Annotated in this window: 19 protein-coding genes; 6 read left to right on the top strand and 13 right to left on the bottom strand. The window is 31.8% G+C overall.

The window, feature by feature from the left end; genetic code table 11:
• Positions 1 to 47: 47 nt before the first annotated feature.
• Positions 48 to 1,211, bottom strand: coding sequence for an aminotransferase class I/II-fold pyridoxal phosphate-dependent enzyme (locus SBL15_RS00900; protein WP_317954893.1), 1,164 nt, complete (start codon positions 1,209 to 1,211; stop codon positions 48 to 50).
• Between the two features lie 129 nt (positions 1,212 to 1,340).
• Positions 1,341 to 2,348 (bottom strand): acyltransferase family protein, encoded by a 1,008-nt coding sequence (locus SBL15_RS00895; RefSeq protein ID WP_317954891.1) that lies wholly within the window; start codon positions 2,346 to 2,348, stop codon positions 1,341 to 1,343.
• Positions 2,349 to 2,502: 154 nt separating this feature from the next.
• On the opposite strand from SBL15_RS00895, the gene SBL15_RS00890 reads away from it, so the two are divergent.
• Together SBL15_RS00890 and SBL15_RS00885 are read left to right on the top strand one after the other, a co-directional pair.
• Complete coding sequence (locus tag SBL15_RS00890; protein WP_107637686.1) at positions 2,503 to 3,030, top strand: TspO/MBR family protein; 528 nt, start codon at positions 2,503 to 2,505, stop codon at positions 3,028 to 3,030.
• Positions 3,031 to 3,210: 180 nt separating this feature from the next.
• Positions 3,211 to 3,630 carry a MarR family transcriptional regulator gene (locus SBL15_RS00885; protein WP_037535525.1) on the top strand — a complete coding sequence of 140 codons (420 nt, stop codon included), beginning with the start codon at positions 3,211 to 3,213 and terminating at the stop codon, positions 3,628 to 3,630.
• 284 nt (positions 3,631 to 3,914) lie between these two features.
• Here the strand turns inward: SBL15_RS00885 and SBL15_RS00880 are convergent, their stop codons facing one another.
• The 4 genes from SBL15_RS00880 to SBL15_RS00865 form a co-directional block, all read right to left on the bottom strand.
• Positions 3,915 to 7,997 (bottom strand): GW dipeptide domain-containing protein, encoded by a 4,083-nt coding sequence (locus SBL15_RS00880; RefSeq protein WP_317954888.1) that lies wholly within the window; start codon positions 7,995 to 7,997, stop codon positions 3,915 to 3,917.
• 252 nt (positions 7,998 to 8,249) lie between these two features.
• Entirely contained in the window at positions 8,250 to 8,672 is a 423-nt protein-coding gene (locus SBL15_RS00875) for a GNAT family N-acetyltransferase (protein ID WP_037535528.1), read from the bottom strand.
• Positions 8,673 to 8,813: 141 nt separating this feature from the next.
• Complete coding sequence (locus tag SBL15_RS00870) at positions 8,814 to 9,284, bottom strand: DUF2538 family protein (RefSeq protein WP_011276180.1); 471 nt, start codon at positions 9,282 to 9,284, stop codon at positions 8,814 to 8,816.
• Between the two features lie 18 nt (positions 9,285 to 9,302).
• Complete coding sequence (locus tag SBL15_RS00865) at positions 9,303 to 10,550, bottom strand: LCP family protein (protein ID WP_107634649.1); 1,248 nt, start codon at positions 10,548 to 10,550, stop codon at positions 9,303 to 9,305.
• A gap of 460 nt (positions 10,551 to 11,010) precedes the next feature.
• Here SBL15_RS00865 and SBL15_RS00860 point away from each other — a divergent pair, with 460 nt between their 5' ends.
• A complete protein-coding gene (locus SBL15_RS00860) occupies positions 11,011 to 12,186 on the top strand; it encodes a serine hydrolase domain-containing protein (protein WP_317954885.1) in 1,176 nt (391 codons plus the stop codon).
• Positions 12,187 to 12,248: 62 nt separating this feature from the next.
• Here SBL15_RS00860 and rihC read toward each other — a convergent pair whose 3' ends face one another.
• The 6 genes from rihC to SBL15_RS00830 form a co-directional block, all read right to left on the bottom strand.
• A complete protein-coding gene (gene rihC, locus SBL15_RS00855; protein WP_107637684.1) occupies positions 12,249 to 13,148 on the bottom strand; it encodes a ribonucleoside hydrolase RihC in 900 nt (299 codons plus the stop codon).
• Positions 13,149 to 13,290: 142 nt separating this feature from the next.
• The gene (gene qoxD, locus SBL15_RS00850) at positions 13,291 to 13,581 is read right to left on the bottom strand and encodes a cytochrome aa3 quinol oxidase subunit IV (protein ID WP_011276176.1); all 291 of its coding nucleotides are present in this window, start codon (positions 13,579 to 13,581) and stop codon (positions 13,291 to 13,293) included.
• The gene (gene qoxC / locus SBL15_RS00845) at positions 13,578 to 14,183 is read right to left on the bottom strand and encodes a cytochrome aa3 quinol oxidase subunit III (RefSeq protein ID WP_037535537.1); all 606 of its coding nucleotides are present in this window, start codon (positions 14,181 to 14,183) and stop codon (positions 13,578 to 13,580) included. The genes qoxD and qoxC overlap by 4 nt, the downstream gene beginning before the upstream one ends.
• Positions 14,173 to 16,161, bottom strand: a complete 1,989-nt coding sequence (gene qoxB / locus SBL15_RS00840; protein WP_107611317.1) for a cytochrome aa3 quinol oxidase subunit I — start codon at positions 16,159 to 16,161, stop codon at positions 14,173 to 14,175. The genes qoxC and qoxB overlap by 11 nt, the downstream gene beginning before the upstream one ends.
• Positions 16,161 to 17,285: a cytochrome aa3 quinol oxidase subunit II gene (gene qoxA, locus SBL15_RS00835; protein ID WP_037535542.1), complete on the bottom strand. Its 1,125-nt coding sequence runs from the start codon at positions 17,283 to 17,285 to the stop codon at positions 16,161 to 16,163. Before qoxA ends, qoxB begins: the two co-directional genes overlap by 1 nt.
• 294 nt (positions 17,286 to 17,579) lie before the next feature.
• Positions 17,580 to 17,897, bottom strand: coding sequence for a DUF5011 domain-containing protein (locus tag SBL15_RS00830; RefSeq protein WP_011276172.1), 318 nt, complete (start codon positions 17,895 to 17,897; stop codon positions 17,580 to 17,582).
• 262 nt (positions 17,898 to 18,159) lie between these two features.
• Here SBL15_RS00830 and SBL15_RS00825 point away from each other — a divergent pair, with 262 nt between their 5' ends.
• Complete coding sequence (locus SBL15_RS00825) at positions 18,160 to 19,305, top strand: globin domain-containing protein (protein ID WP_317954881.1); 1,146 nt, start codon at positions 18,160 to 18,162, stop codon at positions 19,303 to 19,305.
• Between the two features lie 151 nt (positions 19,306 to 19,456).
• Here the strand turns inward: SBL15_RS00825 and folD are convergent, their stop codons facing one another.
• Entirely contained in the window at positions 19,457 to 20,314 is an 858-nt protein-coding gene (gene folD / locus SBL15_RS00820; protein ID WP_037535546.1) for a bifunctional methylenetetrahydrofolate dehydrogenase/methenyltetrahydrofolate cyclohydrolase FolD, read from the bottom strand.
• Positions 20,315 to 20,525: 211 nt separating this feature from the next.
• On the opposite strand from folD, the gene purE reads away from it, so the two are divergent.
• Together purE and purK are read left to right on the top strand one after the other, a co-directional pair.
• A complete protein-coding gene (purE, locus tag SBL15_RS00815) occupies positions 20,526 to 21,008 on the top strand; it encodes a 5-(carboxyamino)imidazole ribonucleotide mutase (protein WP_107611316.1) in 483 nt (160 codons plus the stop codon).
• On the top strand, positions 20,995 to 22,119 hold the full coding sequence (purK, locus tag SBL15_RS00810; RefSeq protein ID WP_107611315.1) for a 5-(carboxyamino)imidazole ribonucleotide synthase: 1,125 nt from the start codon (positions 20,995 to 20,997) through the stop codon (positions 22,117 to 22,119). The genes purE and purK overlap by 14 nt, the downstream gene beginning before the upstream one ends.

The raw sequence follows: 22,119 nt of genomic DNA, 5'->3' as shown, positions 1-22,119 counted from the left end.
CTGATTGACAGTTAACCACTATTTTAAGTGTCCTTTTTTAATTAAGGTTATATATTGTAGTTTGCTTTTAAGAATCTTTCTAATCGACGCATACCCTCTTTTAAGACATCCATGTCATATGCATAAGAGATACGAATGTAACCTTTACCTATATCGGTGAATGATGATCCGGGAACCATTGCTACGTGTGCTTCTTCAAGCACTTTGACGCAGAAATCGAAATCATCAGCAGTATAGTTACGAATACTTGGGAATATATAAAAAGCACCTTCTGGTTGAGCATCCAATTCGAAGCCCAATTCTTTTAATTTATTTACTAAATAGTTACGACGCTCTATATAAGCTCGGTTCATATATTGAGGCGCATCTAATCCTTCATTAAGTGCAGCAATACATGCGATTTGTGATGGTACATTTGCACATATACAATTATATGCATGCATAAATGTTAACTTTTCAATTAGATACTCAGGGCCTAGTAAGAAGCCTATACGAATACCGGTAGCGGAGTGAGACTTACTTAACCCACCAATAAGTAATAATTGATCACGAATTTCCTCAAATTCTGCAAATGAGACATGCTTACCTTTGAAAGTATTTTCTGCATAAATTTCATCGCTAATAATAAAAATTTCTTTTTCTTTCAAATAATTTACAATGCCTTTTACTTCATCACGTTCTAATATCACACCAGTTGGATTCGTAGGATAATTCAGCAAAATTGCTTTTGTTTTATCAGTATAATGTTGCGCAATTAATTCTGGAGTGATTTTAAATTCTGTATTTGTAGTATCTATATAAATAGGCTTACCACCTAATGTATCAACTAAAGGAATGTAGCCTGCATAAATAGGTCCTGGAATTAATATCTCATCTCCAGGTTCGATAATACTTCGCAATGACGTATCAAGTGCTTCACTCGCGCCATTCGTAATAATGATTTCCTCTTCACTATAATAAAAACCGTACTTATTTTTGAAATAATTACTTATTGCCTGTCGAGTTTCCGGCAATCCCTTATTGTGTGAGTAACTAGTTTTATCTTCTTTAATCGCATTGATGTATGCCTCTTTTACCACATCTGGCATAGGAAAGTCGGGTTGACCAATCGTTAAATTTACACAATCATCAATGTGCTTCATACGATTAGAGAACTGGCGTATACTTGGTGCTCTTAAAAATTTGGAATTCGTATTTAAAGATAATTTCATTTTTTACACCTCAAAAAAACCAAATTATAGTAACATTAAATGTTACTACAAAATTTTTAGAATAATCTTATAATAACATATTTTTTAGTCACCATAATTTGGTAAGTCCTTTTGTATTTAATTTTTTTATTATCCTCTAAAAGAAGAAGGTTTCTTCAAATTAATTAAAGGATTCGTCCATTTACAAACAAAGTTCGTCGATAGTAAATATACAATTAACACTGAAATGAGAATTAAATAACCGTAAGTGAATACTGATATATGATCTTTAAAAGGATATATTTCCAATCCTCTAACTATACCTATAACTAAACCATGTAATAAATAGACGTACATTGTGCGATTTCCTATATAAGTATAAACACGTTCATGATTACTCATTAAATTGAGGAATGAGAACATAGCTACAAAGATAACGAAGTATAGCAATAGTCTTTTCAATGGGCTGTACACATCTTCATTATTATTTTCAAGTGAAGTATAGGGACTACTACCTAAAAGCCAATCTGAATTGATTGGGTGTATATAGTAGACGATGAAAAATATAATAAGTACAATGATTGAAATTAGCCTTAATTTTTTATTTCTCAATAATTGAGTATGAGCTCGCGTTGTTAAATAACCAACATAAAAAATCGGGAAAAATATGATTGTTCTTGAAATACTCATATAACCATCGATATCATCAGAAAAACCTGCAAGTATTGAAATAATCAAAGCGACAGGTAATACATAATATGCTTTATAGCGACGTACTATGACAAGGATGACATGGAAACAAAATAATGTAAGTAAGAACCACAAAGCAAATACAGGATTAAAAGGGTCCATTTGAATTGCATCACTTTTACCAGTTACAAAATAATAGATAGAAAAGAATGCATAAAATATAGCGTATGGCGCAATCAACTTTTTAGCTACATTCTCTAAGTAATGTGGTTTATCTAAATGTTTCGCAAAGTATCCAGAGATAAATAAAAACGATGGCATATGGAAACTATAAATTAACAAATATAATGCAGATAAGTATTTACTTTCAGAAGTATAAGGTTCAATCATATGACCGAATACGACTAAAAAGATAAGGATGGCGCGCGCGTTATCGAAAAAGTAATCTCTTTTTGTATCCATCGACATACGATTGTCTCCTTTTTTAATTAATAACTGTATTTAATTTAGTATATATTAACATTGAAATGCAACAATTTAGGATGAAATGTTGGGTAATAACTATTATTTGTATGTAAATTCTATTTGATTTTAGAAAAATAGATTTAAATATGAATAGTATTTGCATAATAGGGAAGAGAAAGTTATCACATTAAAGGAGTGGATTAATATTAACATATTAAAAGACATCATTAAGCTGATACATCCAATGGTAGGTGGGAGTATCATCGGTCGAATCATAGCAAAGGAATCACAACAGGACTACAAAAATTTTAGGAAACCACCATTTTCTCCACCTACAAAAGCATTTCCAATCGTATGGCCAATATTATATTTATTAATGGGCGTTTCATATTTAATCACTACTAAAAATAAAACAAAGACAACTCGAATTAAAGTGACACATTATACGCAGTTAACTTTAAACTATTTGTGGTCGATCCTTTATTTTAAAAAGAAAGTAAGAGGTATTGCATTAATTGAAAGTATCATGTTGTTTATCTCAGTATTTGCTAACGCAGTATCAATGTTTAAAATACATCGAGTGGCTGGGTTATTACAGATTCCATATGTACTTTGGTCTGCATTTGCAAGTTATTTAAATGCAGGTAATTATTACCTTAATAAGGACAATCCTAACTATAAATAGCAATGGAATATATCAATGATTCATAGTTTAAATATATATTTAGCGAGATGCTTTAAAACTTAATGAAATTAAAATTGAATTATTTAGAATTGTATTGTGACAAAATATTGAAAGTACATGACATATAAAAAAATCATAGTATAATAGTATTATCAATTACAAAAGTGGAGTAGAACAACAATGTATAATCAACTAGAAAAACTTATTACACTAACTAATAATGACCTTAATTTGGTTAATAGACGTTTTGGACAGCGTACAGATATTACAAATGATCAATTAGAACTATTGAGAATTTTATATAGTTATGATCGATTGTCGCAATATGATTTAACGATGAAGATTAGTAGAGAGCAATCCATTGTATCTAGATGGATTAAGAAATTAGTGCAAAAAGGATATATAACTAGTCAACAATCTCATGAAGATTTACGTTGCAAAGACTTATGCCTAACAGAAGAAGCTCGTAATTTGATTCAACAAATCAATACGGCAAGATGTGAGTTAATAGAAGCACGTTGTCAGTGTCTAAGTAAGGAAGAAATACAAAGTTTAAATCAACTATTAGATAAGCTAAATAGTCGTCACATATATATTTAAATAAATGAGTCCTATTGTCTTAATGAATTTAGCCAAATAATCATTATAGCGATAGGGCTTTTTTAGTACAGTTAAATGGGCATAAAGAATATAACTTTTAATTGAATGTTTAAAATTGTACGAACTTGCAACATATATAATTAAAATAATTATAAAAAGACAATTTCTATAGTGTATCAATAGAAATTGTCTTTTTAATTTATCCAAGAACTTATTGTCCTAGAATCTTGGTTATTCAAATGAGAATTTTATGTCTCATTCATTTTATTAGTGAATAGAGTTATTTATTTACTATAGCTTGAGATATCAAAATATTTACCAACAGCTTTAATTTCATTATAAAGTTGTTTTAAATATTGAGCGTTAGCATTAGCCCAATTAATATCAGTTGCATATTGGTGTGTAGCAGGGTGGTCTGGATTCCAACGCATTTTATATAGCGTGTTTTGGCCTGCTTTAATATAGTCTTTACCTATAAATTTAGCACCACCAATAATCGCTTTAGACACTGTATTCCAACCAGCTTGCTTAGCATAATTAATACCATTGTATAGTGGATTAGCATCAAAAGCGGCTATACCAAATACATTATGATATTTTGTAGCACTATTAGTAGTAACATAGTTATTTACGATGTTTGCACCTTTAGCTAATTGAGATTGACCATTACCAGTTTCAATTAATGCATGTGCAATTAAGTAAATTTCATTGATACCTGAAGTAGCAGCAGCTTGACTGAATGCTTGACCTTGATTTTCAAGAACACCTTTACCTTTAAGTAATTGATTTAAACTTGCTACAGAAAGGTTTTGCGGGCGATCTAAGCGTAAGAATTGATATTTAAGCGTATCATCTTTAGCTAATTTTTCTGTGTTCATAGCATTTTTAATTTCACTATAAGTTGCGTTTGACCAACCATAACCGTTTCTTTGAACTTGTGGTGGAGCCCCGTACGCATTTTGTTGAAGTGATACAGCTTGATTTAATGTTCTATATGATTTTGAATATTTAACTAATTCTTTTTTCAAATCAGTATCTTTAATCCATACATATTTGCCATTACTTAATTTACCATAATACCAAGTTTTACCATTAACGACTTTACGATTTGTTACTTGGAAGATTTGTTCATTAAAAGCTTTTAATGAAGTTGCTTTAGCTGAACTAGGGTCATCATAGTAATAACCATTAGTAGTGTTGATAATAAATTCATATTGATATTTTTCACCATTATCTGATGAAGTATTTGATGAAGTTAAGTCATTCTTAGCGATCCAACCAGTTTTACCGTTAACTGTACCGTATAGATAAGTTGTGTTTCCAATAACAACTGATTTAGATACTTTAAATGATTTATTAGCTAAATCTTTATTATCTAAACGTTGTTGGTTTGTACCCCACGCAATTGAGTATAGACCATTATTTTTGTCGTTAATTTTATAAGTACCTGATGTTTTTTGTTCAGAACTAGAGTTTTGAACTTTCAAGTCTTTAACATTGAACCAACCTAAAGGTGTATTTGTCGTAGTATTTTGAAGTAACACATAAGTATTACCATCAATTGTTTTTTCTTTAGAAACGTTGAAAGTACGATTAGCATACTTAGTTGCATTTTTACCTGTTTTATCATAAACAGTTGCACGTGCACCGCTGTTGTTCGCATTAACTTGAGCTACTTTCGACACAGTTTGAGTTGATGCAGTAGATGGCTTAGTAGCTTTAGTGTTTACAGCAAATTTAGCATTTACTTTAGGTGTTTGTTTAACATCAGTTGATTTAACCCAACCCCAAATATTGTTGATTACACCGTGTAGGTATGTTTCGTTACCAACTTTAAGGTTATCAATTGATTTTAACTGTTTACCACTTGAAGGTACTGTAGCTTTAACTTGTTTAGCTGTTCCCCAAGGTGTGTCGTAAATATTTGCATTTCCATTAATATCGTAATAAGTAGCATTAGTTTTGTTAGGTGTTGTAGTTTTAACAGAAATTTCTGAAGCAGGTACCCAACCACATGAAGTATTACCATTATAATCAGAAATTAAGTAATAATCTTTATTGTTCAACGTAGCTTTCTTAGTTATGTTGTACGTTTTTCCACCAATAGTTGCGTTAGCTTTCACATTTTTATCATAAACAGTTGTATACGTTCCTTTATTTTTAGTAGAAACTTGACCTAGTGTATTCTTAAGATTCGATACTTTTAAAGTATTATCTACAGTAGGTGTTTTACTTCCAGAAGATGGTTTAGTTATATTAGATAGAAATGCTTGGCTAACCCATCCATTTTTACCATTTAAAGACCCATATAAATAAGTGGCTTTGCCAACTTGTTGAGACTTTGTTGCTTTAAATGGTGCTGTATTAGATTTTGAAACAGTTCCAGCCACTTGATTATAGTTACCCCATGGCACTGTATATAGCGTAGCACCTGATTTTATATTATATGATTGGTTTACTTTTACAGGAGATTTTACTGTATTATAAACGGTTTCTCCTTGCTTAACCCAACCGTAAACTTTACCACTATTGTAGTCAGATACTAGATAATACTTATCTTTACCAAGTGTGGCAGATTTAGTTACAGATAAAGTGTTATGAACTTGGTTAGTAGCTTTACCTTTATCATCATAAACTGTTGTGTAAACACCACTATTATCAGTTTTAATTTGAGCTAAGCCACTATTTGACTTAACAGTTAATTTAGGTGCTGTAGTAGTGGAACCACTATTACTTGAACCACCTTTATTGGTATTAGATGAGCTGCTACTTGAAGTAGTACCCCAAGGTGCTACTTGGCCTGTTTTAATTAAATATTTTTCATTAATTAAATCGTATAATTCATTATAAGTATAATTATGGCTTTGTAGGTAAGCGTGTGGGTCAGAATGGTCTGTACCACCTAGGAATCGACTAATTGCATAGTGAGTCCAAACTGTACCTTGACCATCATTTTCAGCACTATTAGGTGTTAATCCATAATATTGTAATTGTGTTGCAGCATAATCTGCATAGTTATTCATTGATTTAGCGAATGAAGCATAGTCATGTGTATGAACAATTTCAACATTTATAAAACGATCATTAGCATATGGACCCGCACCCCATGATAGGTAGTCAGTAGGGGCAGTTTCTATAATACGGTTACCATCTACAAATGCATGAACGAAAGCTGAGTTGTAATTGTTTTTCATGTAATTAATTTCGCCATCAATAGTTGAGTTATCATTAGCTGTATCATGAACTACAATACCCTCTGGTTTACCTACACCATTACGATATCCATATTTAGGGAAATAAGATGAATAATTTTCTTCGATTTTAGGTGCTTGTAAGTTATTCGAACGAATATAGTTGTTGATTGATGAACTTACTTGTGGTTTATATTTCGGTAAAGATGATGTAGTTGCTTTAGCTGCATAACGTTGAACTGTTTTTACTGAAGTAGCTGGACCACCTTTGCCACCAACTGATCTAAATCCAGAATAACCTGATTGTGTACTGTTAGATGTAGATGTTTGAGTTGTTTTTGATGCTGTTGCATTCTTCGTATTAGCTTCTTGTGATGTTTTAGCTTGATCTACGTTTACTTGGGTTGCATTATTATCATTATTACTATAAGTACTTACTTTCTTATCACTGCTTTGCTCAGACTCTATTTGCTTGTTAGACTGAGCCACTTGATTAGTTTGTGATGGAGTAACAGATGATGAATTCAATTGATTCTTATTTGATGAAGTTAAACTATTCTCTTGTTGTGAGTTAGAGCTACTTTCATCAATTTGATTATTAACATTTTGTGTAGTGTTTTGATTACTATTAGCAGACGTATCATCATTTGACTGAACTTGAGGTGATGATAAAGTGTTTTTAGAAGCTTGCAATGTTTGCTTATTAGCATCAATATTACTTTGTGTGTTATTGATATTAGTTTTTTGATCAGATTTATTTGAAGTTGAAACTTCTTGCTCTTTATCTTGAACCTTAGCTTGTTCACTATTTGAATTAGTAGCGTTTGTGTTAGCAGTACTTTGATTTTGCGTACTTTGTTGATCTTGTGAAGTCTGTTTTGTTGTAGTTAAATTATCTAATTTAGCATCATACGTTTTGCTTACTGTAGCAACAGATGCTTTAACATCAGAAGGATTTTGATACGTTTGTACCCCTGATACATTTTGAGCTGAATTAGTTACTTCTTTTTTAACTTGCTCAGCATTTTCTATATTTTGTTGATCATCAATAACATTATTTGTATTATTCGAATTTTGATTCGCTTCAGCTGCATGTGCATGTTGTGAAGTAAATGCAGCACCAAATAATGTGATCGCAATCATCGAAGGAAATTTTAAATTAAACTTTTTGGTCATATTGTTACTCCTCGTTATTATTAATATTACAAATTCATTATAGTATTTTAATTAAGGCTATGATTTGATTTAACTTATTTGTAAACTAACTTTAATACTTTCTTACATATAGTAAACAAATTATGATTTTACTAAGGACTACATTACTAAGCACAGGTAATTTAAAATACATTAGTTTAAGCTACTATTAATAAAATGGGATAGTCTATTTAATTAATTACAAGTACTCTATGAATTTAGAATATAAATAGTTTAAATATTCTTATACATTTTTATATGATCGATATTTTCCTCAATAAAAACTGGGCCCGTTTGAATATAACCTAGTTTCTCATAAAAGCCTTGAGCTTGGACTTGAGCATTTAAAACTAATTGATTGTATCCTTTATCTTTTGCAAAACGTTCAATAGCGTGCATCATTGTTTTGCCATACCCATCTTTTCTGTAAGGTTTTAAAATAGCAACTCTTTCTACTTTTGCTGCGTTGTTATAAGGTCTAAATCTCGCACATGCAAAAGGTACATGATTTTTGTCGTAGCCAATAATATGTGTAGATTCTTCCTCAAATGAATCTAATTCATTTTCCAAGGGAACACCTTGTTCTTTCACAAATACTTCTCTTCTAATATAAAAACATTCTGATAACATATCTTTGTTTTTAACTATTTCAAACATCTTAATTCCCCCATATATATGTAATTATTAAAAGTTGCAAAAATTAAATTTATAAAAGTATAAAGTTATTCTATATGATTTAAAGATATAAAAAAACTCCTTTTTACAACAAATTCGTAAAAAGGAGTGGAAATTGTTTTATTATAAGGCTTCTTGGCGAACAATCGCACTGTACTGCCAAAATATTCTCATTTGAGCAATATTCCAATTATTCATTCCCATTGTAAAGCCTGAAGGTTTAAATAATGTTACATCAGTAACTTCTAATGCTGCCGCAATAAGATATTGAAGAGGAACGCTAATACTTTGCATTGTCTCAGTAATACCATTTTCATCATAAACCCATGAGAACGGTAAATCCGATTCAAAAACATCTACTTTATTGAAGATTTCTGGTAAAGCAAGAATGTAGCACGCACCATTTACAATTGGATTAACAGAATTTTCACCATAGTAGACTAATAATGCTTCATAATTTTCACGATGTTCATGATTAACGTAAAAGAATTCACTTCTAAATAATGCCATGTCTTTGCTATGAATAATTTGTTGCTCTAAAACATTAAACATACCATTAATGTTAGCAGCTTTTTCATATGTTTTACGTGACATAGTTTGTGCTCCTCTCAATTAGTAAATTTGATTTTGATTGTTATTGAATGAATCAGTATTATTCGTTTGATTGTAGTTTTCACTTTGAGTATTGTCTTGACTACCTTGGTTAAAATCTTCGTTTGAGTTTGAACTATTTTCATCAGATGACTGTACATCATTATTGTTGTCTGAATTTGTTGAATCATCATTGTTATCATCAGAAGAAGATGAATCTTTTTGATTATTTTTCAATAAAGACTGATCAAGAGGTGTAAGTGGTACAAGTGTACCGTAATGTTTAATAACGCGTTGATCTAAGAATTCATCCTTATCTGTTATTTTAGATAGTCCTAAATCAGAACGCAATATATTTGAATATTTCATAATACTACTTACGCTCGGATTATAATAGTAAATATTTTGTAAGTAATCATCTTTACCCTTGAGTTGAGACTTTTTAAATTCAATGTCATCAGATAAGTACATAGATGCTAGAGATTTGATTTCAGAAGAAGTTAAATTATGTTTCGCATTTTTCCCAACTATTTGTACTAAATCATCTAATTTATCATATGAATCAAGGCTCTTAGCTTTTTGGAATAATAATTTAATTAAATCCATTTGTCTTTCGCCACGTTTTAAATCAGAATCGTGATGTCGTGTTCTTGCAACGGCTAGCGCTTCATCACCATTAAGTTTTTGATAGCCTTTTTTAATTTTAATTCTACCGCTATCGTCTGTATTAGGCTCATTTAAGTCGTAAGGGACGTCATAATAAATACCGCCAAGTTCATCAACTGCCTCAACGAAAGCATCCATATTTACTCGTACATAGTAATCAACAGGAACGTTTAATGTCGCCTCGACAGAATCCATAGCAGCTACAGGTCCTCCGTAAGCATGTGCGTGAGTTATCTTATCGTAATAACCAACTTTTGGTATATAACTAATCGTATCACGTGGGATACTAAGTAATCGTATTTGACGCTTTTCAGGACTGAAGGTAGAAAGAATCATAGAATCCGTTCTTGAATGTTCTGTAGTTTGGCCATTTTTACGACGACCTTCATTATCATCAATTCCTAAAAATAAGATTGAAACTGCATCTTTAGAAGGGTTTACTTTTCGTTCACGTATGTTTGATTGACGCTTCGAATCAGATTTATCATATGAGGCTTGCATTGCACTTTCAGAAGTTTTATACAAATTGATGATAAAAATTACAGGAACAACGATTAGTACTAGTGTAAGTAGCATCATAAAATATTTTAAAAATCGGTTCATAGCATTTGCTCCTATACATATTATCTTTTATAAGAGATTTTATGATTTGAAAAATAAAAATCGTTACATTTTTATTTAACATGAAGTATAAAATCAAAAATAAATTTATATTTTTTATTTTTTGCTTGTATTCAAAGTTGTAAGGATGGTGCAATTATATATAATGTATACTCTCATAGCCTTAAATTGTATTACTTTTTGGAGAGAATTACAACTTTAAGTTTAATACAAAATTTACATTATTAAAATAGAATTTACAAAAGATGATTAAGCAATATTAGATAGTACTTTATCATACTAAAGTACGATGTAATAAAAAATTATAAGTATATGATTAAAGAGAGATGAATTCAGTGGTGTTGTGTTATATAATATAAAATATTAAACGAATAAAAAAATGATTTAGATAGAATAGGTTTTAATTTAGATATACTTCTATATTAGACGTAAGAGGGACCCCATGAAAAATAACAAATTAAAAATTATAGCTTTTATTTTAGTATTAATTGTTTTAATACTTCTCATTACATTATTCGTCATTAAAGTTACTAACTATAGTATTAAGGATAGTGAATATAACAATGTTAATGATAACAAGGCTTATATAGAACATCGTGATAAAAACCACAAAACAGTCGATAAGCTCAAAACGGTTCAAGCAAAAGATGATAATATTGAACAAATTAATGCGTATTTAAAAAATGTTCATTTCAATGGATCAATTACAGTTTTAAAAGATGGAAAATTAATGCTTGATAAAGGTTATGGTTATCAAAATATTAGCAGTAAGAAAAAAAGCAATGCAAATACGATGTATTTAATTGGATCAGCTCAAAAATTCACTACTGGTTTAATACTCAAGCACTTAGAATTATCAAACAAAATTAATATTAATGACCCTGTTACTAAGTATTTGCCTTGGTTTAAGACAAATAAAACAATTACATTGAAAGATTTAATGTTACATAGAAGTGGTTTATATAAATTTAGTGCTAATCCTAATACAAAGAGTTTAGATGGGGCAGTTCATGATATTCAAAGAAGAGGGATTAATAGTAAATATTATCATAAACATTTATATAACGATGCTAACTATCTAGTTCTTGCGCAAGTTATAGAAGCAGTAACACATCATTCTTATGTGGAAAATTATTATAAATTATTAGCAGAACCCTATCATTTAGAGCATAGTGCTTTCTTTAATGAAAAGCCTTATAAAAAGAATATGGCTACTGGATATAAAGTAAAAAATAATAAACTAAAAACGATGAATCCGAATTTATTAGATCAATATTATGGTGCAGGAAATTTATTTATGTCTACACATGATATGGCTAGATTAGTTAATGATTTACAGCAAAATAATATTTTCAATCAAGCAGTTACAACATCCTTACTTCAAGAAATTGGGAGCACTAAATATCCAGAATCTTATAGATATGGATTCTATTCGACTCCTCAAGTCAATCGAATTAATGGTGTGTTTTTCGGTCAAATATTCACGGTATATTTTAATGAAGATTATATTATTGTACTGGCTACGAATAAAGTTGATTATTCTAAAGTGTCAAATGAGTCAATTATTTCTCATATTTATTATCAATTACTTGGTCAAAATATTTATGAAACCAAATAAAGAGAGCTATAACGAAATGTAATAAAGATGCATTTTGTTATAGCTTTTTTAATTAAAATGAATTATTTAATTGTGTCTTTAAATATTGAGCAGTAGTTCTTATTTAGACTTGAAGTAACAATTTTACAATTTCGATAGGGGGAGTCGTAATCAACAACTGTAGCTCCCTTGGTCAATGTGCCATGTAATTCAATTCGTACACTAGCTAGTATCGTTTCATAGCTTTCAGGATCAAGTAAATATAATACTGTGAAGACATCATATAATTTTAACCCTTTAGCGAAATCTTTCTCTCTATAATGTTGAAAGATTTGATAGAGCATTGAACTTGTTCTACTCATATGTTCAAATGACGCTAAATAGTCATGAGTTAACAGCGATTGTCGCGCTAAATCAAGTCCAATCATAGTAAGGGGAAGGTCACTCTCAAAAACAATATGCGCTGCTTCAGGATCACTATAGATATTAAACTCTGCAAGTGGCGTTACATTACCTCGTCCTGAACTTCCTCCCATTAAGACAATTTCTCTAATATGATCTTTAACTTCAGGAAACGTACTTATTAATAGAGCAATATTCGTAAGCGGACCTAACGCTATAAGCGTAATAGGGGTGTTTGAATGTAAAAGTATTTCCTTCATTGCAGTTATTGAGTTAGTAGAAGCCAATTGGTCATTTGATATAGATGGGAAGTCGTATCCATCCATACCACTTTCTCCATGAACTTGGCTTGCATCTATTGCTTTATTAATTAACGGTTTTGCAGAACCTCTGTGAACAGGTACGTCACTATTGAAGAAAGCTTTCAATTTCAGAGCATTAGCAGTCGTTTTTTCTATATTGACATTTCCATTAACTGTGGAAATCATTTTTACATCGAAGAATGGATGTAATAGAGCAACACTCAATGCAGCAGCGTCATCAATTCCTGGATCAGTATCTATGATTATGGGTAAAGTCATTATTCAAATGCATCTCCTTCACAATAAATGATTTAAATTAAAGATAACTTAAATCAGGTATGATATGAAAGCATAAAGAAAGAACCTGTTTGAAACTCTGACGAGTTTCATAACAGGTTCTTTGTATGAGATAAATATTAAATTATAAGTGGTGAGAATGTCCACCTTGCATAACCCAATACGTACCAATAACAGTCACTAATGTGATGATAATCGCAAAGATAACTTTGAACGATTGTACTTGACCATCTTTACCTTCAGTTAAGTGCATGAACATTAATAATTGAACTGCAGCTTGAATAAAAGCAAAGCCAAAGATGATTGTTGTTTTAGCATGGAATGTCATGTTTGTGTATAGAGTTACGAAAACTGCTAATAACGTCAAGACGATTGAGGCAATAAAGCCAACTGTATGTTTTACGATTGTATTCATCCGCTATACACCATCCCTATCATATATACGGCAGTGAAGATGAAGATCCAAACAACATCTAAGAAGTGCCAGTATAAACTTACAATGAATAATTTAGGAGCATTAAATTTATTAAGACCACGTGTAGCCACTTGAATTAATAAACAAATGATCCAACCAATACCTAATGATACGTGAGCACCGTGTGTACCTAATAGGATGAAGAAACTAGACCAATAAGATCCAATTTGTGGTGTTACGCCTTCAGAAACATAGTGAGCAAATTCGTAAATTTCGAATCCAACGAACACTAGACCTAAAAGGACAGTAAGAATCATCCAGAACATCATTAAGTTTTGTTTTTCTTTACGCATGTAATAAATTGATATACCACATGTGTAAGAACTAATTAATAAGGCAAACGTCATAATTAATACAAGCGGTAACTCGAATAATTCTGTTGTCATTTTGCCAGCATAATCGCCACCATGTTGCAACGTTAATAGCGTTGCGAACAAGGTACCGAATAATGAGAATTCGGCTGTAAGGAAAATCCAGAAGCCAAGTTTATTTAATTGACCTTCGTGCGTACGTGAATCAACAGTATTTGTATCATGACTCATGACCTACAGCCTCCCTTTCTTTAATACGAGCTTCTCTTAAACGAGCTTCATTTTCAGCAACTTCAGAAGCAGGGATATGATAACCATGATCTTGTACGAAACTTTGGTAAACTAATGAACCAAGAATACCTACTAAGCAGATTGCGGCAGGAATTACAGTTTCGAAGATTAAGAAGAAACCACCTAATAACATGAATATACCCATAATTACACCTGTGTGTGTATTGTTTGGCATATGAATGTCTTTATAGTTATGGTTATCTAAATAATGACGACCATGTTCTTTCATATCAACAAATGTATCATAGTCATTCCAATCTGGAGTGATAGCAAAGTTGTATTTAGGTGGAATTGCAGAAGCAGTAGACCACTCTAAAGTACGTCCAAGACCATCCCAGTTATCTCCAGTAGCTTCACGTGGAGCTTTGATATGACTGTATACAATGCTTACTACTAAGAATAGGAAACCAACAGCCATTAATAATGCACCAATAGTAGAGATTACGTTTAATAACCACCAACCATCAGAAGGCATATAAGTGTATAAACGACGAGGCATTCCGTCTAATCCAAGAATGAATTGTGGTAAGAAACATACGTTAAATCCAATCATGAATAACCAGAAGCACCATGCGTTTAATTTTTCGTTTAATTTGTAACCCATCATCTTAGGATACCAGAAGATTAAACCAGCTAGGCAGGCAAATACAACACCAGTAACCAATGTATAGTGGAAGTGAGCTACTAAGAAATAAGTATTATGGTATTGATAGTCAGCTGATGCCATCGCTAACATTACACCTGTAACCCCACCTAATAAGAAGTTAGGGATGAAGGCTAATGAGAATAGCATAGGTGACTCGAACGTAATACGTCCTTTATATAATGTTAATAACCAGTTAAATAATTTAACTCCGGTTGGTACACCGATTAACATTGTTGAAATTGAGAAGAATGAGTTGATTAAAGCACCATTACCCATTGTGAAGAAATGGTGAACCCAAACTAAGAAACTTAAGAATGCGATACCAGCAGTTGCCCACACCATACTTTGGTGTCCGAATAAACGTTTACGAGCAAATGTTGGAATAATTTCTGAATAAATACCAAATGCAGGCAAGATAACGATATAAACCTCAGGGTGCCCCCATACCCAGAAGAAGTTTGCCCATAACATTGGCATACCGCCATCGGCAACTGTAAAGAATGCAGTTCCAAATACACGGTCAGTAGTCATTAATGCAAGTACAACTGTGAATACTGGGAATGCAAGAATTACGATTAAAGACGTAATAAATGTTGTTACAGTAAACATAGGCATTTGCATGAATTTCATTGTTGGTGTTTTACATCTAAGTATTGTTACGAAGAAGTTAATACCAGTCATTAAACTACCAATACCTGAAATCTGAATTGCGACTAGGTAATAGTTAACACCTGGGCCTGGACTAAATTCACCAGCTAATGGTGCATAGTTAGTCCAACCAGCTGCTGGTGAACCACCAATAATGAATGAAAGGTTGAATAAAATCATACCAACGAAGAATAACCAGAAACTAATGTTATTCATAACTGGGAACGCCACATCACGAGCCCCAATTTGTAGTGGAACGACTACGTTCCATAAACCAAATATGAATGGCATAGCCATAAAGATAATCATGATAACGCCGTGCGTACTGAAGATTTCGTTATAGTGATTTGATTCCAAGAAAGTATTATCTGGAATTGTTAATTGAGTACGTAATAGTAATGCATCAATACCACCACGAACGAACATAAGTACGGCACAAATTAAGTACATTAAACCGATTTTTTTATGGTCTACGGATGTGAACCATTCTTTGTAAAGATATTTCCATAACTTGAAGTAAGTAATTACTGCGATTAAACCAATAACTAGGAATGGCGCACCAATTTGTGCCATTGTAATCATCCAGTTACCTTTAACGAGCAATTGATCCCATGGAAAATTCATTAATGTCCACCTCCATGATCATTGTCTGCTTTGCTACCAAATTTAGACGCATTTTCGTCTTTTGCACTTTTACTGATTTTTTCCATTTCCTTAGAGTTATGATCTTCTTCTTTCTTGAATTCATTATCATAAGGATCATTGTTACCAAGAATCATAGGTTTCATACCATGACGCTTATAGTTAGCGTTAGTGATTTGAACCTTACGAGCTGGTTTTTGTGGTTTATCAGTAACATCTTTGTACAAGTCTTTCTCAGCTACAAAGTTAGGATCTTTTTGAACATAATTGTAACGTTTGTAAGCGTAGAAGATGTACTCTGGATCAGCTGCAGGGTCAACGAATGCCATATGCGTACCACTGAATGTCAATTCTTTATTAGGTGTACTTGGTAAGAGTTGTTTATCAAACTCATCTTGGCTAAGTGTTTTCTTGCTCTTAGCATCTTTAACCCAAGAATCGAATTCACTTTGGTTTACAGAGTGAACTTTAAACGTTTGGCGAGAGAAACCTTCACCATTAAAGTTTGAGTTACGTCCTCTGAAAGTACCTGTTTCATCGGCTTGTAAAGTCCAATCCATTGTCATGCCAGTCATGGCATATTTTTGACCACCTAGTTGAGGAATCCAGAAACTTGTCATCGTATCCATAGCTTGTAATTTGAATACTACAGGACGATTTTTAGGAATAGTTAAAGTATTAACCGTTTCAACTTTTTGTTCTGGATAAGCGAAGAACCATTTGTACCCAGCACTTACTGCGTATACAACCATAGGATCTTCCTTACTTTCTGGTGGTTTCTCATAATCGTATAAAGTTTTAACTGTTGGAATAGATAAAGCAATTACGATAATGATAGGTACCACAAACCAAATTGTTTCAATTAAAGAATTGTGGTGCATCTTACCAGTTTCGCTGTTTTTATTGTAGCTATACTTGAAAATAAAAATAGCGAACATGGTAAGTACAACAGCAACAATAACAAGCATGAAGATGATTGAATAGATAATCAAGAACTTCTGACTACTTGCTACTGGCCCTTTTGCATTAAATACTTCAACATTCGAACAACCACTAAGTAAAATTAGCGTGCCGAACATTAGAAGCAAAGACTTAAATTTTGACACTTTTTTGACCTCCTAATACTACAAATGTAGGGCTTATCATTAATTTTAGTTTATTACGCAATATTTACAAGTACTTATCCGAAAAAAATTATAATTATATATAGGAAACAACTAGAAACAATAGGAATGACGGGGAATGTAAGATTTGTTAAAATTATGTGTCTATTCTGTGAAAAATGACAAATTTAAGTGAAATACGCATATAGTTGAGAAACGTTATCATTTTCAGTGTTTTCAAGGGTTTTTGACACAAAAAAGATGAGATTATTCATCTCATCTCAAAAATTTATCATATTATTTAACTTCTATGTATCGAGTTGAAGTTTCTTCTGCACCATCTGAATCAATGACATTATATTTCACTTTATATTTGCCTACTTTAGAAGTATCAACATGACCATCTACAGTGATCTTATGTGTTAAATCACCATCTTCTTTATCATAAGCACTAATTCCATTTAGTAGATTATAATTTTGGCCTTTTTCGATTACGATATCATTCACACCTCTAAGCTCAGGGGAGTGATTAGTTGTTGCTTCTGCACTTAAGTTGGGGGTAACTAGAGTTGCGGAGACGCCTAGCGCTGAAAGTGACTGGATTAGTTTATTCATTAAGTTAACCTCCGTTAAAAAATAAAGTCATTGAGTAATTTAATTAAACTATACAATATATTCTGAAAATAAACATCATACTATAGTCCTAATATATCGTATTATTTTAAGAATTTAAATAATAAGAAGAAAAATATATATTAAGATTATGTAAAATGAACAATTTGTGAATTTAATTACAATTGATTTAAAAATTTTGCAAATTGGAATAGAATGAATATGGAAAAGGTTTGAAATATTTAACTAAATGGGAGTGACTTTCATGTTAAATGAAAAAGAAAAAGGCATTATCAAAGAAACGGTACCTGTATTACAAGAGAAAGGCACTGAAATAACATCATATTTTTACAATAGAATGTTCAATCAACATCCAGAATTAAAAAATATGTTTAACCAAACGAACCAACAAAAAGGATTTCAATCAACTGCATTAGCGCAAAGTGTTTTAGCAGCAGCTGTTAATATTGATAATTTAGGCAACATCATGCCTGTAGTTAAAGAAATCGCTTATAAACATTGTGCATTAGAAGTTCCACCAGCAGGTTATGACATTGTTGGAGAAAATTTAATAGAAGCAATTAAGGCAGTAGTAGGACTAGAAGATGATCATCCAATCATCCAAACATGGAAGAAAGCTTATCAAGAAATCGCAGATGTGTTTATTCAAGTTGAAAAAGATATCTATGCTAGTATGCTTTGGGAAGGTTTCCAACCTTTTGAAATCGAAAAAATCGAACAATTATCTTCAGATATCAAAGCTTTCACAGTTAAATCTACTGACTATGACTTAAGTCAATTTACACCGGGTGAATACATCACTGTGGATGTTAGTAGTGAAAAAATGCCATATCGTGCAAAACGACATTATTCAATTGTATCTGGAGAAAAAGAGCGTTTAACATTTGCTGTTAAACGTGATGTGACAACTGACCATGAAGGTGAAGTTTCAACTATATTGCATGATGAATTAAAAGAAGGAGACAAAATTAATTTATCAGCACCTGTAGGTCCATTTGCGGTTGCAAATCCTGAAAACTCTCAATTATTTATTGGTGCGGGTATCGGTGTTACACCATTAGTTTCAATGTTTAATGGAGTGGTTGTTAAAGATAGCAATGCTCAATTTATTCAAGTAACTGGAGATGTCAACGATACACCATTCACTTCATATTTAGAAAATATTAGTCAAAAATCAGACAAAGCAAAATATGAACTTTATGATCGCGAAAAAAATGGCTATTTAACTAAAGAATACTTAGAAAAATATATAAGTGAAAATACAGAGATTTATGTTTGTGGTGGTGCTAAATTCATACAATCAGTTATTGAAGTATTAAAAGCATTAGATGTTGATCAAAGTCATATTCATTATGAAACATTTGTACCAAAATTAAGTGTTGCAGTTTAATATTGAATTAAATATTTATTAATAGGATTTTATATAAATTATAAATGAATAAAGCACAAGGATGATATTTAATAAACATCACCCCTGTGCTTTTATTTCGAATTGTTTAATTGAAGTTTAAACGAATTACTCATAAGTAAGAATAATTATATTATTCAATGCCACGACGCATTTTTTCAGCTAATAATGTATTATTAAGCACCATAGTAATTGTTAATGGGCCAACACCACCTGGAACTGGCGTAATTGCACCGGCAACTTCTTTAACTTCTTCAAATTCAACGTCACCTTTTAATTTACCATTCTCATCTGGAGTGTTACCAACGTCAACAATAACAGCGCCTTCTTTTACATCATCTTTAGTTACTAAACCTGGTTGACCAACTGCGCTGACAATAACATCAGCATCTTTCAAATGGCTATGCATGTCTTTAGTACGTGAATGTAGAATAGTTACTGTAGCATTAGCTTGTAATAATAATTTTGATACTGGTTGACCAACAATATGGCTACGACCAATAACAACTGCATTTTTACCTTCTAAATCAATATCAGCATGTTTAAGGATTTCCATAATGCCTAGTGGCGTACATGGAACAAAAGTTTGCTCATCAATATATAACTTACCGATATTTGAAGGGTGGAAGCCATCAACGTCTTTTTCAGGATTAATTGCTTCTAAGATTTTTTGTTCACTTACTTGTTTAGGAAGAGGTACTTGAACTAATATTCCACTTACTGAATCATCATTGTTTAAACGGTCTAATTCTTTTAATACATCTTCTTCAGAAGTATCCTCATCTAAATGAACAATTTCAGAAATCATGCCGATTTTTTCAGCAGCTTTCTTTTTAGAGTTTACATAGCTTTGACTAGCACCATCATTACCTACTAAGATTACGGATAATTTTGGTGTGTAACCTTTTTCTTTTAAAGCTTCAACTTGATTTTGTAAACCTTGTCTGTAGTCCTTAGAAATTTGTTTCCCATCTAAAATTTTTGCAACCACAAAAAATTCCTCCTTGTTTGTTTAAATCATACTTATACCTTAACTTTAAATCTTCAGTTACGTCAATTGATAGCCAAAAGACGTAAATTAAAATTAAAAATTAAGTTAAAGTTCGATTTTTGATTGAAAAAGCATCTCATGATTGTTATGCTATATCTGTAATATACAACTAATCGTAACTAAATTTCAAACTTTTGAAAGGGTGTACAACGTGAAAGTAGCGGTTATTATGGGTAGTTCTTCAGATTGGAAGGTTATGCAAGAAAGTTGTGCGATGTTAGATGAATTCGAAATACCGTACGATAAGAAAGTCGTTTCGGCACATCGTACGCCTAAATTAATGTATGAATTTGCAAGTCAAGCTAGAACACATGGATACGATGTCATTATTGCTGGTGCAGGTGGTGCTGCGCATCTACCAGGAATGGTTGCATCAATGACAACAATACCTGTTATAGGTGTACCGATTGAGTCAAAAAGTTTAAAAGGATTGGATTCTTTATTATCGATTGTTCAAATGCCAGGAGGTATACCGGTGGCTACAACTGCAATAGGTAATGCAGGTGCAAAAAATGCTGGGGTATTAGCTGCGAGAATTTTAAGTATTAGTAATGAATCAGTTCGTAAATATTTAGATGAATATGAGCAAAGTCTAGTAGATAAAGTTGGTGAAATGCAAAATGATCTTCAATAAATTAAAATTCGGTGACACGATTGGTATTATCGGAGGCGGTCAATTAGGTAAAATGATGGCTCAATCTGCTCAAAAAATGGGTTTTAAAGTCATTTGTTTAGATCCTAACCCTGATAGTCCGTGTAAGTCAGTAGCTCACGAATTTATAACTGCTGCTTATGATGATGAAGAAGCTTTACATGAACTCGGTGAGAAATCTGATGTAATCACTTATGAGTTTGAAAATATTTCAGCTGAACAACTTATTCGTCTAACTCAAAAATTCAATATTCCTCAAGGTTATCAAGCTATTCAATTATTACAAGATCGTTTAACTGAAAAACTAACATTACAACAAGCAGGATCTAAAATTGTTCCTTTTTTACCTATTAAAGAGGAAAAAGACCTAAATGTTGTGATTAATCAATTAGGATATCCATTTATAGTTAAAACGCGTTTTGGTGGATACGATGGTAAAGGACAAGTCTTAGTTAAAAATGAAGAATCAATTCAAGAAGCCAAAGATCTCATTTCACAACAAGAGTGTGTAGCAGAACAATTTCTTGATATTGCACTCGAAGTTTCTTTAACTGTTACGATTGGTAACCAAAAACAAATTACGTATTTCCCTCTTCAAGAAAATGAACATCGAAATCAAATATTATTTAAAACCATTGTGCCTGCGAGAAGTGATAAGGAACAGGAAGCTAGAGATGAAGTAAATAAAATTATTAATGAGGTACATTTTGTAGGTACGTTTACAGTCGAATTCTTCATCGATAAATCAAATCATTTATATGTAAATGAAATTGCACCACGTCCACACAATTCCGGACATTATTCAATTGAAGCCTGTGATTATTCACAATTCGATACACATATTCTAGCAGTTACTGGACAAAATCTTCCAAAAGAAATTGAGATTTTAAAACCTGCAGTAATGATGAATTTGTTGGGGCGCGATTTAGATTTATTAGAAGATAAGTTCGCTAATCATCCAGAATGGCATGTTCATATTTATGGGAAACCTGAACGTAAACCTAATCGTAAAATGGGGCATATGACAATTTTAACGAATAATGTAGATGAAACTGAGAAAGATATGCTCAAACAGTTTGAAGGGAGAGAATAG

Origin of the sequence: Staphylococcus sp. NWU MKU2 (assembly GCF_033283605.1) — a bacterium.
Taxonomy (GTDB): domain Bacteria; phylum Bacillota; class Bacilli; order Staphylococcales; family Staphylococcaceae; genus Staphylococcus; species Staphylococcus haemolyticus.
This window is presented reverse-complemented; position numbering and strand designations above follow the sequence as displayed.